The sequence below is a fragment of the Hydrogenophaga sp. GW101-3F08 genome (assembly GCF_059424585.1).
Genome location: NZ_JBWKZP010000005.1, coordinates 178545 through 194472, shown reverse-complemented (window position 1 = coordinate 194472; position 15928 = coordinate 178545). Strand labels below are relative to the sequence as shown.

The 15928-nt window shown below is 68.3% G+C and carries 14 protein-coding genes; 8 read left to right on the top strand and 6 right to left on the bottom strand.

Annotated elements, in window-relative coordinates:
• Window positions 1-71: 71 nt before the first annotated feature.
• The 3 genes from AC07YZ_RS14920 to AC07YZ_RS14910 all read right to left on the bottom strand — a co-directional run bounded on the left by AC07YZ_RS14920 (window position 72) and on the right by AC07YZ_RS14910 (window position 3003).
• A complete protein-coding gene (locus AC07YZ_RS14920) occupies window positions 72-1373 on the bottom strand; it encodes a Y-family DNA polymerase (protein WP_494795299.1) in 1302 nt (433 codons plus the stop codon).
• The gene (imuA, locus tag AC07YZ_RS14915; RefSeq protein ID WP_494795298.1) at window positions 1318-2172 is read right to left on the bottom strand and encodes a translesion DNA synthesis-associated protein ImuA; all 855 of its coding nucleotides are present in this window, start codon (window positions 2170-2172) and stop codon (window positions 1318-1320) included. Before imuA ends, AC07YZ_RS14920 begins: the two co-directional genes overlap by 56 nt.
• Before the next feature lie 150 nt (window positions 2173-2322).
• Entirely contained in the window at window positions 2323-3003 is a 681-nt protein-coding gene (locus tag AC07YZ_RS14910; protein ID WP_494795297.1) for a hypothetical protein, read from the bottom strand.
• A gap of 314 nt (window positions 3004-3317) precedes the next feature.
• Here AC07YZ_RS14910 and AC07YZ_RS14905 point away from each other — a divergent pair, with 314 nt between their 5' ends.
• Window positions 3318-3758, top strand: a complete 441-nt coding sequence (locus AC07YZ_RS14905; RefSeq protein ID WP_226494264.1) for a hypothetical protein — start codon at window positions 3318-3320, stop codon at window positions 3756-3758.
• 211 nt (window positions 3759-3969) lie between these two features.
• On the top strand, window positions 3970-5226 hold the full coding sequence (locus tag AC07YZ_RS14900) for an Hsp70 family protein (protein ID WP_494795296.1): 1257 nt from the start codon (window positions 3970-3972) through the stop codon (window positions 5224-5226).
• Here AC07YZ_RS14900 and AC07YZ_RS14895 read toward each other — a convergent pair whose 3' ends face one another.
• Together AC07YZ_RS14895 and AC07YZ_RS14890 are read right to left on the bottom strand one after the other, a co-directional pair.
• Entirely contained in the window at window positions 5227-6168 is a 942-nt protein-coding gene (locus tag AC07YZ_RS14895; RefSeq protein WP_494795295.1) for an aldose 1-epimerase, read from the bottom strand.
• 151 nt (window positions 6169-6319) lie between these two features.
• The gene (locus tag AC07YZ_RS14890; protein ID WP_226494267.1) at window positions 6320-7309 is read right to left on the bottom strand and encodes an SMP-30/gluconolactonase/LRE family protein; all 990 of its coding nucleotides are present in this window, start codon (window positions 7307-7309) and stop codon (window positions 6320-6322) included.
• Between the two features lie 122 nt (window positions 7310-7431).
• Between AC07YZ_RS14890 and AC07YZ_RS14885 the strand changes: the two genes are divergently transcribed.
• Window positions 7432-8238: an SDR family NAD(P)-dependent oxidoreductase gene (locus tag AC07YZ_RS14885; RefSeq protein WP_226494268.1), complete on the top strand. Its 807-nt coding sequence runs from the start codon at window positions 7432-7434 to the stop codon at window positions 8236-8238.
• 96 nt (window positions 8239-8334) lie between these two features.
• Here the strand turns inward: AC07YZ_RS14885 and AC07YZ_RS14880 are convergent, their stop codons facing one another.
• Window positions 8335-9294: a LysR substrate-binding domain-containing protein gene (locus AC07YZ_RS14880; RefSeq protein ID WP_494795294.1), complete on the bottom strand. Its 960-nt coding sequence runs from the start codon at window positions 9292-9294 to the stop codon at window positions 8335-8337.
• 123 nt (window positions 9295-9417) lie between these two features.
• Between AC07YZ_RS14880 and AC07YZ_RS14875 the strand changes: the two genes are divergently transcribed.
• From AC07YZ_RS14875 to mmsB, 5 genes are all read left to right on the top strand, one after another.
• Window positions 9418-10869: an aldehyde dehydrogenase family protein gene (locus AC07YZ_RS14875; RefSeq protein ID WP_494795293.1), complete on the top strand. Its 1452-nt coding sequence runs from the start codon at window positions 9418-9420 to the stop codon at window positions 10867-10869.
• A gap of 47 nt (window positions 10870-10916) precedes the next feature.
• Window positions 10917-11882 (top strand): ABC transporter substrate-binding protein, encoded by a 966-nt coding sequence (locus AC07YZ_RS14870; RefSeq protein WP_226494809.1) that lies wholly within the window; start codon window positions 10917-10919, stop codon window positions 11880-11882.
• Between the two features lie 75 nt (window positions 11883-11957).
• Window positions 11958-13028, top strand: a complete 1071-nt coding sequence (gene chvE, locus AC07YZ_RS14865; RefSeq protein ID WP_494795292.1) for a multiple monosaccharide ABC transporter substrate-binding protein — start codon at window positions 11958-11960, stop codon at window positions 13026-13028.
• A gap of 107 nt (window positions 13029-13135) precedes the next feature.
• Window positions 13136-14653: a multiple monosaccharide ABC transporter ATP-binding protein gene (mmsA, locus tag AC07YZ_RS14860; RefSeq protein WP_226494274.1), complete on the top strand. Its 1518-nt coding sequence runs from the start codon at window positions 13136-13138 to the stop codon at window positions 14651-14653.
• Between the two features lies 1 nt (window position 14654).
• The gene (gene mmsB, locus AC07YZ_RS14855) at window positions 14655-15887 is read left to right on the top strand and encodes a multiple monosaccharide ABC transporter permease (RefSeq protein ID WP_494795291.1); all 1233 of its coding nucleotides are present in this window, start codon (window positions 14655-14657) and stop codon (window positions 15885-15887) included.
• Window positions 15888-15928 lie beyond the last annotated feature (41 nt).

Sequence of the window (15928 nt, the reverse complement as noted above, 5' to 3'; positions counted from 1 at the left end):
GCGGTGGAACCGGCTTTGCCGGGCCACTCGCATCGCCCCCTGGAAGGGGGTCGCGCGCAGCGCGGCGGGGGTCAAGCAAATATTCCATGCAAGTACCACGCAGGCGCCTCGTCCAGCCGCGTCTGGAACACCCACAACACGCCCGCCTCCGACTGCGCGACCCAGTAGTCGCGCACCACGTGGCGAATCTGCCCGGCGGTCTCATCGCGGTCCCACCAGCCGCCGTCCACCCGCTGCGGGCCGGCGAGCAATTGCAGTTCGCCCTGGTAATACGGCCGGTTGCCGCGCACCAGCAGCTTGAGCGGCGCGCTCAGGATGAAGCCGGGCTGCGGCAACTCACTACCCATGACGGGTTTTCGGGGCAAGGGCTCGGCGGCCGGCTGCCAGCGGCACATCCACTCGGGCCGGTGGTCTTCGCACAGCACCGGGCGCAGCACACGCTGCGGCCCCAGGCGGGCGGCCAGGCGCTCCAGCACCAGGTGCAGCGTCTCGCCCTGGCGCACGGTGTCGGGCAGCAGCGAGGCGCTGGTTTCTTCCAGCGGCATCACGGTGTCGGCCGTCAGCACCAGATCGCCCACCGGGGCCTGCAGCTCCACCCGGGCCAGGTGCTCACCGAGCAAGCGGCACAGGTGCTCGATGTCGCGCGTGGGCTCGGCCGTGCGGATGGTGATCTCGCCGCCCTCGCCCGCGGCCTTCGAGCGCATCGCGTCGTGCGCCCAGCGCAGGGTGAACGCCGTGGTGCCGCTGTGGCGCGCGGCGAGCCAGCCGCACAGCGAGAGCAGCAGGCGGCGCGCGCCGAACAGCAGGGCCGGGGCATCGTCCACGCGGAACATCAGCTCCAGCCGCTGCGCGAAGCGTTCGGGCAGCGCGATCCAGCGGTGCACCTCGGGTGCCAGCCCATAGGCTTGGTCCAACGCACTGAGCAGCTGTTTGTCAAAGCGCCGGCCGATGCCGCCACGCGGCAGGCGCCGCACGTCGCCCAGGCTGCGGCAGCCGATGTGCGCGAGCGTGAGGCGGTGCGGGCGCACGGCACTGAGCGTTTCCATGGGCAGGGCGTCGAGCGACACGTCCAGGGGTTGGTGAAAACCGTCTTCCACGCCGGCACGCGCCAGCGCCAGCGCAGCCAGGCTGTTGGGTGCCCAGGCGACCTGGCGCACCCCCAGCTCGGTGCCCTCCGAGACCACGCGATCACACAGCGCGCGCCAGCCGCCAAACAGGCGCACGCTGGCCGCCAGCTCCATGACCACGGCTTCGTCGGCGACAGCAACCCGGGGCGTGAATTGAAGGGCCCAGAGCGCCAGCGCCTGCAGCGCCGCGTCAGTGGGCAAGGCGGTGTCGTCGGGTGCCGGCAGCAGGAGCGCTGACCAGAGCATGGCCGGCCTCGCGGGAAAAAGGCGATGGGGCGGTCTGCGGCGCCGGGTCGCGCGGCAGCAGGGTGCTGGGCTTGTGCAGCCGCGGCGTCAGGATGGCCTGCAGGCCGCCGGGCACCGAGGGCAGATGCAGCGTGGTCTCCAGCGGCGGGCCTTTGCGTTTGAACACGTCGACCAGCAGCTCCCAGTCCACCCCCACGCGGGCGAGCAGGCGCAGCGGCGCGGCCGACGATTCGTGGGCCGCGGTGGCGGGCCGGCACAGAAACACCGGCCCCTCGCAGCTGGACGCGAGCACCTGCAGGCGGCGCACCTGCTCGGGGCGTGCTTGGGGCAGCCAGGCGATCAGGACCCCGCAGGCGTTGGCCTTGACCAGTTGTTCGGTCGACCACAGGCGCTCGGACGCGGTGTCGGCCTGCACCCAGACCAGGTGGCGCTCGGTGATGCCCTCGAACCGCAGGCCCGGCAGATGCGGCTGCCGGGGCGGGCCGACCGCCACCACGCTACGCCCGGCGGCGCAGACCTGGCGCAGCAGCGGACCGAGCAGGCGCCATTCCAGGGTGCCGCTCTGGGCGCTCAGGATCTCGGTCACCGCGTGGCCGGGCCAGCCGCCGCCGGGCAGTTGGGCGTCCAGCGCGGCAAAGCCGCTGGGCGACACGGCCGACACCGGGCTGCCCAGCTGGTCGCCGCGCCAGAGCGCCGCCGCCACGGCCGCCGGCAGCTCGCCGGGCTGGCGCGCCGGGCGAGAGGGTCTGGGGGTGGCGGCCAACGGGTCGTCGGCCTGCCAGGCGGGGGCGGCTTGCATGGGGTGGGGGCGCTGGGGTGGCTCAAATACTGGTTATGCGTACAGTATATGAAAGCCCGGAGGCTGTCCAGCGGCGGCGCCCCATGCCCGGGCCGACACCACGGGCGCCGGGCCCGCCCCGTCGGAGCGTCTGGGCGACGGCCCCAGCCGCTACTGGATCTCGGGCACCGTGGCCGAATGGGAGAGCGCGTAGAGCGCGTTGATCTGGCCCGGGCGGGCACCGAGCTTGGTCAGGTTGTCTTCGGAAAACAGCGTCTGCGCCAGCTCGCCCAGCATCGTGGCGTCGTACCCGCAGGCCACCAGCACCCAATCGGCCGTCTGGTCCGCGCCGCGGATCTTCTGCTCCGTGGTCGTGGCGATGGGCGGTGCCTCGTGCCGCAGCAGATGCACACCGGCCAGGCCCGGCAGCCCCATCCACTGGGCCATGCGCGGTTTCAGCGCCGCCAGCAGCTCGGCCCCGCGCCCGCTCGCGGGCGACAGCCGCACCGTGAGCGCCTGGCGGGCCACGCCCGCGCCCCGGCTCGCCAGCACGCGGCACTGGCTGCGCACCATGTTGCGGTGGTGCTGCATCATCTTGGCCGACCAGGGCGACGGCGCGTTCAGCGAGGCCAGGTAGGGCGGCGACGACAGGATCTCGTGCGACGCCAGTTCGTACATCACAAAAATGCCCTCGCCCCCGTCCGCGCTGGTCCAGCGGGAGGCGCGGTGAAAGCCGGGAAGGCCCAGGCGCTCGGGAAAGTGTTCGTGCGAGTGCCAGTGCTCGAATTCCGCCCGCATGTCGGCGGCCATGTCCCACCACATCGCGAGGCAGGCTTTTCCGAGAAGAGACATACCGGTCCTCCGGTTGTGAAGTGGCGGTGAAGGAAGCCCTTCGCACACGGCATCCGTCGCGTCCCGCACAAGGTTGAAAGGGGGTTGGATGCCCATCATGCCATCGCCCACCGCGGCGGGCGATCCCGCGCTGGGACCACCGGACCTCCCGATGGGCGGTCGCCCCACCCTCGCGGGCTTGATCTGGCGCAGCACATTGGATAGGCAAAGGTCTATGCTGCATGCACAGACCCCCTTCCCAGGTCTGAGGCGCCCGTTTTAGTGTCGGCTGCGCTCAGGCACAGCCCCCTTTGGTTTTTCAACAGGAGATGTCCATGAACTCGCTCAAGACCCTGCTCGCCGTTTCAACCCTGGTGCTGCTCACCGCCTGCGCGGGCCCCGGCAGGCCCGGCTACGGCCCGAGACACGCCGCCATGGCCACGCCGGGAGCCCCGGCCGCCCCGATGGCGGCGATGCAGGACCGCATGAAAACCATGCAGGCCATGCGCGACAAGATGATGAACGCCAAGACCCCGGAAGAGCGGCAGGCGCTGATGGCCGAACACATGAAGACCATGCACGAAGGCATGGAGACGATGAAGGGCATGCAAGGGATGAAGGGCATGGGGGGCATGGGCATGGGCGGCATGGGCCAGGGCATGCCCGCCGATCCGGCGCAGCGCCAGCAGATGATGGAAATGCGCATGGACATGATGCAGACCATGATGGAAATGATGATGCAGCGCATGCCCGCTGCACCGGCTCCGGCCAAATGAAGCCGTCATGAAGCCGTCATGAAGCCGTGATGGCCTTGGTCATGGGCAAGGCCCTGCGGCGGCGCGGCGCCACCCGCTGCGCCGACTGAGGGGCGGGGCACCCCGCCCCACAAGCTGGCAGAATCCCCCGTCCTCACGGGCTCGCCACCGCGGCGGCCCGTTGGCCCGGCCGCGCGCCGCGCCCGCCCTTCTGCCCCCTTCCCCGCTTCCCATGACCCCTTCGCCCCAAGGCACCCTCGGCATCGATTTCGGCACCTCCAACTCCGCCATGGCCTGGGCCGACGCCCGGGGCACGGCGCGCCTGATACCGCTGGAGGGCGAAGCGGTGTCCATGCCCACGGCGGTGTTCTACAACGCCGAAGACCACCAGACGCATTTCGGGCGCGACGCGGTGGCGCAGTACCTGGCCGGCACCGACGGGCGGCTGATGCGCTCGCTCAAGAGCCTGCTGGGCAGCCCGCTGCTGATGGAGAAAACCGAAGTCAACCACCAGCAGATCAGCTTCCAGGAGATCGTGGCCACCTTCCTCGCGGCGCTGCGCGAGCGCGCCGCGCAGGCGCTGGGCGGCGTGGCACCCACCCGGGTGGTGATGGGGCGGCCGGTGCACTTCGTGGACGACGACCCCGAGCGCGACGCGCTGGCCCAGCGCTCGCTGCTGGAGGCAGCGCAGTCGGTGGGGTTCGAGCAGGTGTCGTTCCAGCTGGAGCCGATCGCCGCCGCGCTGGACTACGAACGCCGCCTGGTGCGCGAGAGCCTGGTGCTGGTGGTGGACCTGGGCGGCGGCACCTCGGACTTCACCGTGGTGCGCCTGGGGCCGCAGCGCATAGCGCTGGCCGAGCGCGGTGACGACGTGCTGGCCACCACGGGCGTGCACATCGGTGGCACCGACTTTGACCACCGGCTCAGCCTGGAGCAGGTGATGCCGCTGCTGGGCTACCGGCACCTGGGGCCGCAGCGGCGCGAGGTGCCCAGCCGCGTGTTCTTCGATCTCTCCACCTGGCACCTGATCCAGTGGTTGTACCTGCCGCGCGCGCTGAGCCAGGCACAGGCGCTGCGTGTGAACTACAGCGACACGCGCCTGCACGAGCGGCTGATGAAGGTGCTGCGCCACCGCGAGGGCCACCGCATCGCCCACGAGGTGGAGCAGGCCAAGATCCGCTGCTCGCAGCAGGGCGAGCGCACGGTGGTGGACCTGTCGGAGGTGGAGCCGGCCTTGAGCGCCCCCATGGGCCCGGCCGACATGCAGGAACACCTGGCGGCCCTGCTGGCGCGCACCGTGGCCTGCGCGCGCGAATGCGTGCAGCGCGCCGGCCTGAACGACGGCGCGCTCGATGCGATCTACCTCACCGGCGGCTCCTCGGCCCTGCGGCCGTTCCAGCAGGCGCTGCAGGCCGAGTTTCCCGGTGTGGCCCTGGTCGAAGGCGACCTGTTCGGCGGTGTGGCCTCGGGCCTGGCGTACAGCCCGTGATCAGCGCGCGCCTGCCGGCGCCTCGACCGGCAGGGCGCCCCAGCGCCATTGCACGTTGAGCGCAAACGCCTCGCCCTGCGCCAGCACGCGCAGGCCCGGCTGGCCGGGCAGGTGGAAGGCGTCGATGGGCTGGGTGATGGGCTCGAAGCAGAACGCCGGGCCCTGCGGCGGCCGGTAGATCAGGCAGTAGTGCTGCGCGGCACCGCCGTCGCGCTCGAAGTCGGGCATGGCGGCGGTGAGCTGCAGGCCGCGCTCGGGCCACTCAATGCGGGCGCTGCCGCCCCAGCCGGTGTAGCCGTTGTCGATCAGGCTGCCGTGGGCCGACACGCCCTCGTTCAGGTTCCAGCCGGGCGGGAACTGCGTGGTGTGCGCCACGGGCATCGGGTCGTCGCCACACAGCCAGACGCCTTGCACCGGCGCGCTGATGCGTGTGGCGGGTGTGCGCGGAAACCAGGGGTGCACGCCGATGCCGTAGGGCAGCGGCTGCGCGCCCAGGTGGCGCACCTCCACGTGCTGGTCCAGCCCGCCGTCCAGCAGCCGGAAGGTCTGCACGGCTTCGTAGTCGTAGGGGTTGCCCTGGAAACCCTGCGAGCGCAGCGTCATCACCAGGGTGTCGTCGGCCGGCTGCGTGAGCGCCCAGGGCTGGAGCCAGCCGTCACCGTGGATCGGGTAGGGCTCGCCCGCGCGGTTGTTCCGCATGGGGTGGAACTGCCCGTCGTGCGTGAAGCCGCCGCCACTGATGCGGTTGGACCAGGGAACCATGGGGAACGAAGCCAGCTGGTACAGGTCCGGAGTCACGCCGTCCCAGGGCCGCCAGAGGTCCAGCGGGCCTTCCGGGCGATCCAGCTGCCAGGCGGCCACGCTGCCGCCCAGCGAAGGCACCAGCCCCAGGCGCTGCCCCGCGTGGTGCAGCCAGACGATGGGGTGATGGGTCTCGGTCATCGGTGCGCTTTCTTTCAAAGGTTTCAAAGGTGAAGGTCAACAGGTATCGGCGTTCCATGGTGCCGAAGCGCTACACCCCAACGCCTGAAGCGGCGCCATCCAAGGACACCGAGGAACCGGCTTTGCCGGGCCGCGCGGCGGGGGGAGCCATCTACCCACCAAAGAGGTTGGCGGGCAGGCCCGGGGCGTCCACGGAGACGGCGAACAGGCCTCCGGCCAAGGGCTCGGCGGCGAGTTGTTCGGGCGTGAGGCCGGTGCGCGCGGTGGAGATGAACAGTGTGCGCAGGTCCGGCCCGCCAAACGCGCAGTTGGTGACGTGGCTGGTGGGCAGCATCACACGGCCGAGCTCCTGGGCGGTCACCGGGTCGTGGCAGCTCACACAGGCGCTGCCCCAGTGCGCGATCCAGACCCGGCCCAGCGCGTCGGTGGCCATGCCGTCGGGAAAGCCGTCGTCGGGCTCGAAGCGGTTCCAGAGCTGTTTGTTGGTCAGGGTGCCGGTGGTGGGATCGCAGTCGTAGCGGTAGGTGCTGCCATTGAGCGTGTCGTTGAAATACAGACACAGGCGGCCCTCGTCCAGCGCCCAGGTGGGGCCGTTGGTCACCACGAAGCCCTCGTCGTGGCGCGTGCATTGGCCGTCGGGGTCGTAGCGGTAGAGCGAGCCGGTGGGGGCTTCGCAGGCGAAGTCCATGCTGCCGGCCCAGAAACGGCCTTGTGCGTCGCATTTGCCGTCGTTGAAGCGGTTGCCGGGCAGCTCGGGCTCGGGCTGGCACAGGTAGCGGGGCTCGTGGTCGGTGGCGGGGTCGAACAGGGCAAAGCCCCGGCGCAGGGTCACGATCAGGCCCGGCGCGTTGGCGCGCTCGGCCAGCGCCGAAATCTCCTCGGCAAAGGTCCAGCCGGTGTGGTCGCCGCTGACCGGGTCCAGCCGGTGCAGCTGGCAGGCCAGGATGTCCACCCAGTACAGCGCCTGTTCGCGCACCGACCAGAGCAGGCCTTCACCCAGCTCGGCGCCCGCTGCCTGCAGGCAGCGCAAGGGCCCGACCACGGGCGCAACAAAGGCGCTCGCCGGGTTGTCCACGCCACCACTCACGGAAATACCTTCGCCCTGCTGGCTGGCTTGGGAAAGGTCGGGTGCTGCGCTCATCGTTGTCTCCGGTTGTTGTTTCTGCACATGTCCGATGAATGCCTCTTGACGGGCCGCATCTTATCAACGCAAAGTGATGCTTGGAACCGACATTTTTCTCATTGACTGATACACATATTGCTATGACAGATTTTTCAAGCACGCCCACCCCAAGCCCTGAAGCGGGTGGACTCTCCCGGTTTCCCAGCCTGCAGAACCGCTCGGTCTTCGTCACCGGTGGTGGCAGCGGCATCGGAGCTGCCATTGTGGCGGCGTTTGCCGAACAAGGTGCACGCGTCGCTTTCGTGGACGTGGCGCGCGAAGCCAGCGAAAGCCTGGCGCAGCAACTCGTTGACGCCGGCCACCCGCGCCCCTGGTGGCGCGTGTGCGACGTGCGCGACGTGGCGGCCCTGCAGGCGGCCATCAGCGACGCGGCGGGCGAGCTGGGCGACTTCTCGGTGCTGGTCAACAACGTGGCCAGCGACGACCGCCACACGCTGGAGTCGGTGACGCCGGACTATTACGACCAGCGCATGGCGATCAACGAACGCCCCGCCTTCTTCGCGATCCAGGCCGTGGTGCCGGGCATGCGCCGGCTCGGCGCGGGCTCGGTGATCAACCTGGGCTCCACCGGCTGGCAGACCAAGGGCGCGGCCTACCCCTGCTACGCGATCGCCAAGTCGTCGGTGAACGGCCTCACGCGCGGCCTGGCCAAGACCCTGGGCCGCGACCGCATCCGCATCAACACGGTGTCACCCGGTTGGGTCATGACCGAGCGCCAGATCAAGCTCTGGCTGGACGCCGAAGGCGAGCAGGACATCCAGCGCAACCAGTGCCTGCCCGACAAGCTGCGCCCGCAGGACATCGCGCGCATGGTGCTGTTCCTGGGCTCGGACGACGCGGCCATGTGCACGGCGCAGGAGTTCAAGGTGGACGCGGGCTGGGCATAACAGGAAGCACCCCTGCCCCGCCGCTGCGCGGGTCGCTGCCCCCCAAGGGGGTTGATCCGCCTTGGGGCGGCCCGGCGGCGGATCGTTTGTGGACCCTCACTCCTGTTCTAGCTTGCGCCCATACTGCGCCATGCTGGTCTGCTTGAGTGCTTTCATCATCACCTTGGCCGCGGGCGAGAGCAGGCGGTCGGTGCGGGTGATGATGCCGAAGGCGTCCATGTGGCAGGGCATGTCCAGCGGCAGCACGGTGACGAGGCCGTGTGAGGCGTAGTAATGCGCCACGTCGGCCGCCAGCACGGCCACCATGTCGCTCTGTTGCAGCATGCGTGTGATGAACAGCAGGGCCGAGCTCTCGATGGTGTTGATCGGCGGGGCCAGGCCGTCCTGTTGGAACATCAGGTCGAAGCGGTGGCGCAGCACGCTGCCCGCGGGCGGCACGATCCAGCCGGCCGCGAGCACGTCGCGCAGGGTCAGCCCGCTCATGCCCGAGAGCGGATGGCCGGGGCGGGCGATGGCACAGATCAGTTCCTCGGTCAGTGGTTCGTAGCGCAGGTGGGTCTTGTCGTGCTCGGCGAACAGCCGGCCCACCACGATATCGAGCGCGCCCTGCTCCAGCCGGTCCAGCAGCACCGGGCTGGTCTCGATGTCCAGCGAGATGCGCAGGCTGGGGTGCTCCTGTTTGACCAGGGCCACCGCCGCCGGCAGCAGGCTCAGGCCCGGCGAGGTGATGGCGCCGATGCCGACCTGCCCGTAGTGGCCGGTCTTGAGCGCGTTGAGCTCGTCGTGCGCCTGGTTCAGGCTGGCCAGCGCCATGCGCGCGTGGCGGATCATGGTCTCGCCGTACCAGGTGGGCCGCATGCCCCGGGGCAGGCGATCGAACAGCGACACCTCCAGCACGTCCTCCAGGTCTTTCAGCAGCTTGGACGCCGCCGGCTGCGTCATGCTGAGCACCTGGGCCGCGCGGTGGATGTTGCCTTCTTCGGCCAGCGCCACCAGCAGCAGCAGCTGGCGGGTCTTGAGGCGGGCGCGGATGAACCAGTGGTTGTAGGTGCTCATGGCGTAAAGGATCGGGGTTTTCCAGAATGTTCGGATAGATATGTATTTTGTCCAAAAAACGATTGGATTGATATACAAACCCAACATAGACTGCAGCCCGAGACAAAAACGGCAAGGGCACCCATGAAACTCGGCGACATGCAGCAGAACCCCCGGCACTTCATCAACGGGCGCTGGGAGATCGGCACCACCACCGGGGTGAGCACCAACCCGTCCGACACCCGGGAAGTGGTGGCCGAATACGCCCGCGCCGACCGCAACCAGACCGAGCTGGCGATCCGCGCCGCGGCCGACGCCCTGCCCCACTGGAGCCACAGCAGCCCCCAGCGCCGCGCCGACGTGCTCGACCAGATCGGCAGCGAGCTGCTGGCGCGCAAGGACGAGCTGGGCGCGCTGCTGGCGCGCGAGGAAGGCAAGACCCTGCCCGAGAGCGTGGGCGAGGTGGCGCGCGCCGGCCAGATCTTCAAGTTCTTCGCCGGCGAGGCGCTGCGGGTGCCGGGCGAGGTCATGGCCTCGGTGCGCCCGGGCGTGCGGGTGGACGTGACGCGCGAACCCGTGGGTGTGGTGGGCATCATCGCGCCCTGGAACTTCCCCTTCGCCATCCCCGCCTGGAAGATCGCGCCGGCCCTGGCCTACGGCAACACCGTGGTGTTCAAGCCGGCCGAGCTGGTGCCGGCCTGCGGCTGGGCGCTGGCCGAGATCATCAGCCGCTGCGGCCTGCCCGCGGGCGTGTTCAACCTGGTCATGGGCAGCGGCCGCGAGGTCGGGCAGACGCTGGTGGACCACCCGCTGGTCAACGCGCTGAGCTTCACCGGCTCGGTCTCCACCGGTGAGCGCATCCTCAAGTCGGCCACGGCGCGGCGCGCCAAGGTGCAGCTGGAGATGGGCGGCAAGAACCCGCTGGTGGTGCTGGCCGACGCCGACCTCGACCAGGCGGTGGACTGCGCGCTGCAGGGCTCCTATTTCTCCACCGGCCAGCGCTGCACGGCGTCGAGCCGCCTGATCGTGCAGGCCCCGGTGCACGACGCCTTCGTGGCCAAGCTGCGCCAGCGCCTGAGCACGCTCAAGGTGGGCCACGCGCTGGAGCGTGGCATCGAAATGGGGCCGGTGGTGGACCGCGCCCAGCTGGAGCAGAACCTGGCCTACATCGAGATCGCGCGCAACGAAGGGGCCGAACACGTCTGGGGCGGCGACCTGCTGCAGCGGCCCACGCCGGGACATTACATGAGCCCGGCGCTGTTCCTGGCCAGGCCCGAACACCGCGTCGCGCGCGAAGAAATCTTTGGCCCGGTGGCCTGCGTGCTGCGCGCCGACGACTACGAACACGCGCTGGCGCTGGCCAACGACACGCCCTTCGGCCTGTGCGCGGGCATCTGCACCACCTCGCTCAAGCACGCGATGCACTTCAAACGCCACGCCGAGGTCGGGATGACCATGGTCAACCTGCCCACGGCGGGCGTGGACTTCCATGTGCCTTTCGGTGGGCGCAAGGAATCGAGCCACGGCTCGCGCGAACAAGGCCGCTACGCGGTCGAGTTCTACACCACCGTCAAGACCGGCTACATGCTGGCCTGAACCCGTTCCCCGCAAGCGCCTTTCCCAATCAACCAGGAGACAACATGATGAAACTGAACCGCAGAACCCTCGCCGTCGCTATCGCCTGCGCCCCGCTCGCCGGGCTGCTCCCCGCCGCCGCCTGGGCCCAGAAGCCCATCGTGCTGGGTTTCAGCCAGGTCGGCGCCGAAAGCGAATGGCGCACCGCCAACACCGAGTCGATCAAGTCGGCCGCCAAGGAAGCCGGCATCGAGCTGAAGTTCTCCGACGCCCAGCAGAAGCAGGAAAACCAGATCAAGGCGATCCGCTCCTTCATCGCACAGAAGGTCGACGTGATCGCGTTCTCGCCCGTGGTCGAGTCGGGCTGGGAAACCGTGCTGCGCGAAGCCAAGGCCGCCAAGATCCCGGTGGTGCTGACCGACCGCGCGGTGAACGTGAAAGACACCTCGCTCTATGTCTCCTTCATGGGTTCGGACTTCGTCGAAGAAGGCCGCAAGGCCGGCCGCTGGCTGGTGGAGAAGATGAAAGACCAGAAGGGAGAGGTCAACATCGTCGAGCTGCAGGGCACCGTGGGCTCGGCCCCGGCCATCGACCGCAAGAAGGGCTTCGAGGAAATCATCAAGGCCGACGCCAAGTTCAAGATCATCCGCTCGCAGACCGGTGACTTCACCCGCGCCAAAGGCAAGGAAGTGATGGAAGCCTTCCTGAAGGCCGAGGGCAAGAAGATCAACGTGCTCTACGCGCACAACGACGACATGGCCATCGGCGCGATCCAGGCCATCGAAGAGGCCGGCATGAAGCCCGCCAAGGACATCACCATCATCTCGGTGGACGCCGTCAAGGGCGCCTTCGAGGCCATGATCGCCGGCAAGCTCAACGTGTCGGTGGAATGCAGCCCGCTGCTGGGCCCGCAGCTGATGGCCGCCGTGAAAGACATCAAGGCCGGCAAGGCGGTGCAAAAACGCATCGTGACCGAAGAAGGCATCTTCCCGATGGAAGTCGCCGCCCAGGAGTTCCCCAAGCGCAAGTACTGATCCGGCCCCCGGATCGCCCCCAACCCCGCACGCCGCGCAAGGCGTGCGGTTTCTCGAAAGACTGGAGACACATACATGAAACGTGCAACCCTCAAGGCCGCGCTGGCCGCTCTGGCGCTGGGCGCCGTCGGCGTCTCGCCACTGGCGATGGCGCAGGACAAAGGCAGCATCGGCATCTCGATGCCCACCAAGTCCTCGGCGCGCTGGATCGCCGACGGCGACAACATGGTCAAGGTGCTCAAGGAGCGCGGCTACAAGACCGACCTGCAATACGCCGACGACGACATCCCGAACCAGCTGGCGCAGATCGAGAACATGATCACCAAGGGCGCCAAGGTGCTGGTGATCGCCTCCATCGACGGCACCACGCTCTCGCGCGTGCTGCAGAGCGCGGCCGACAAGGGCGTGAAGGTCATCGCCTACGACCGCCTGATCAAGGGTTCGAAGAACGTGGACTACTACGCCACCTTCGACAACTTCCAGGTCGGCGTGCTGCAGGCCACCTCCATCGTCGACAAGCTCGGCCTCAAGCAGGGCAAGGGCCCGTTCAACATCGAACTCTTCGGCGGCTCGCCCGACGACAACAACGCCTTCTTCTTCTACGACGGCGCCATGAGCGTGCTGCAGCCGTACATCGACAGCGGCAAGCTGGTGGTGCGCAGCAAGCAACTGGGCATGAACAAGGTGGGCACGCTGCGCTGGGACGGCGCGGTGGCACAAGCCCGCATGGACAACCTGCTCTCGGCCTTCTACGGCAAGGACAAGGTGCACGCCGTGCTGTCGCCGTACGACGGCCTGTCGATCGGCATCCTGTCCTCGCTCAAGGGCGTGGGCTACTGCACGGCGCAACAGCCCTGCCCGGTGGTCAGCGGCCAGGACGCGGAAATCCCCTCGGTCAAGTCGATCCTGAAAGGCGAGCAGTACTCCACCGTGTTCAAGGACACGCGTGAGCTGGCCAAGGTCGCGGCCAACATGGTGGACGCCACGCTCTCGGGCAAGCAGCCCGAGATCAACGACACCAAGACCTACAACAACGGCGTGAAGGTCGTGCCCTCCTACCTGCTCAAGCCGGTGGCCGTGGACGGCTCCAACTGGAACAAGGTGCTGGTTGGCAGCGGTTACTACAAGGAATCGCAGATCAAGTAAGCCGCCCCGCCGGCCAAGAACCCCCGCCGCTCGCGTGCCCACACGGCCACGCGGGCGGCGGGCCTTGCCGGGTGTGAACCCCAGGCCTCTACAGACAAGTCCAGACCATGTTGCTCGAAATGCGGGACATCCGCAAAACCTTCCCCGGGGTGGTGGCGCTCAACCAGGTGAACCTGCGCGTGCGCGCGGGCGAGATCCACGCCATCGTGGGTGAAAACGGCGCCGGCAAATCGACCCTGATGAAGGTGCTCTCCGGGGTCTACCCCCACGGCAGCTACAACGGCGAGATCGTCTTCGAAGGGCAGGAACGCCGCTTCGACGACATCCGCGACAGCGAACACCTGGGGGTGATCATCATCCACCAGGAGCTCGCGCTGGTGCCGCTGTTGTCGATCGCGGAGAACATCTTCCTGGGCAATGAAACGGCGCGCCACGGCGTGATCGACTGGATGGCCGCGCACAGCAAGACCCAGGCCCTGCTCAGAAAGGTCGGCTTGAAGGAGTCGCCCGAAACCCTGATCACCCACCTGGGCGTGGGCAAGCAGCAGCTGGTGGAGATCGCCAAGGCGCTGTCGCGCCAGGTCAAGCTGCTGATCCTGGACGAACCCACCGCCAGCCTGAACGAAAACGACAGCCAGGCGCTGCTCGACCTGTTGCTCGAACTCAAGGGTCAGGGCATCACCTGCATCCTGATCTCGCACAAGCTCAACGAGATCTCCCGCGTGGCCGACTCCATCACCATCCTGCGCGACGGCAGCACGGTGGAGACGCTGGACTGCCGCGCCGGCGCCGTCAGCGAAGACCGCGTGATCCAGGCCATGGTGGGCCGCGAGATGGCCGACCGCTACCCCCGGCGCCAACCGAACATCGGCGAGACCGTGTTCGAGGTGCGCAACTGGCGCGCCTACCACCCGCACCACAGCGATCGCGAGTTCATCAAGGGCATCGACCTGCAGGTGCGCCGCGGCGAGATCGTGGGCATCGCCGGGCTCATGGGCGCGGGCCGCACCGAGCTGGCCATGAGCATCTTTGGCCGCTCCTGGGGCCACCGCATCAGCGGCCAGGTGCTGCTGCACGGCCAGCCCATCGACGTGAGCACGGTGGAAAAAGCCGTGCGCCACGGCCTGGCCTACGTCACCGAAGACCGCAAGGGCAACGGCCTGGTGCTGAGCGAAGACATCCAGTTCAACGTGTCGCTGGCCAACCTCGATGGCGTGTCCTCGGCGACCGTGATCGACAACGGCCGCGAGCACCGCGTCGCCGAGGGCTACCGCGAAAAGCTGCGCATCCGCTGCTCGGGCGTGGACCAGAAGACCGTGAACCTCTCGGGCGGCAACCAGCAGAAGGTGGTGCTGAGCAAGTGGCTCTTCACCAACCCCGAGGTGCTCATCCTCGACGAGCCCACGCGCGGCATCGACGTGGGCGCCAAGTACGAGATCTACACCTTGATCGCCCAGATGGCGGCCGAGGGCAAGTGCGTGATCGTGATCTCGTCGGAGATGCCCGAGCTGCTCGGCATCTCGGACCGCATCTACGTGATGAACGAAGGCCGTTTCGTGGCCGAAATGCCCACTGCCGAAGCCTCTCAAGAACGAATCATGCGAGCGATCGTGAAAGCCAGTTGATATGAGCCAGATGACACCCACCCCCACCGCACCCGCCACCGCCGTGACCCCCACCGATGCCGTCCCCCACCACGGCAAATCGCCGCTGGACCACCTGAAGCACAACTTCCGCGAATACGGCATGTTGATCACGCTGGTGGCCATCATGGGCTTCTTCCAGTACATGACCGACGGCACGCTGATGCAGCCGCTGAACCTGACCAACCTGGTGCTGCAGAACAGCTACATCGTCATCATGGCGCTGGGCATGCTGCTGGTGATCGTGGCCGGCCACATCGACCTCTCGGTGGGCTCGGTCTGCGGTTTCATCGGCGCGCTGGCCGCGGTGCTGATGGTGGAATACGAATGGCATTTCGTGCCGGCCTCGATCGTGTGCCTGCTGTGTGGCGGCCTGATCGGCGCGGCGCAGGGCTGGTTCGTCGCCTTCTCGCGCATCCCCTCCTTCATCGTCACGCTCGCGGGCATGCTGGTGTTCAAGGGCCTGGCGCTGGCGCTGCTGGCCGGTCAGTCGGTGGGCCCCTTCCCCGACGCCTTCCAGATGCTCAGCTCGGGCTTCATCCCCGACCTGTTCGACGCCGAAGGCCTGCGCGTGACCTCGCTGCTGCTGGGCGTGGCGGTGGCCGCGGCGCTGACCGTGGCCGGCGTGCGCTCGCGCGCCAACCGGCTCAAGCACGGTGTGCACGCCGAACCCACCGCCTTCTTCCTGATCAAGACCGCCGCCTTCGCCGCGCTGCTCATCTACTTCGCCTACCTCATGGCGTCGTACAAGGGCCTGCCCAACGTGTTGATCGTGATGGCACTGCTGATCGTGCTGTTCGACTTCGTCACCAGCCGCACCACCATCGGCCGGCGCATCTACGCCATGGGCGGCAACGAGAAAGCGGCCAAGCTCTCGGGCATCAAGACCGAGCGCCTGTCGTTCTACGCCTTCGTCAACATGGGCGTGCTCGCCGCGCTGGCCGGCCTGGTGTTCGCCGCGCGGCTGAACACCGCCACGCCGAAAGCCGGCCTGGGCTTCGAGCTCGACGTGATCGCCGCCTGCTTCATCGGCGGGGCCTCGGCCTCGGGCGGTGTCGGCAAGGTGATGGGCGCGGTCATCGGCGCTTTCATCATGGGCGTGATGAACAACGGCATGTCCATCCTGGGCATCGGCATCGACTACCAGCAGGTCATCAAGGGCGTGGTGCTGCTCGCGGCCGTTCTGGTCGATGTCTACAACAAGAACAAGGCATGAATATGGAACACCCCCGCCGCGCTCCGCGCGACCCCCTCAAG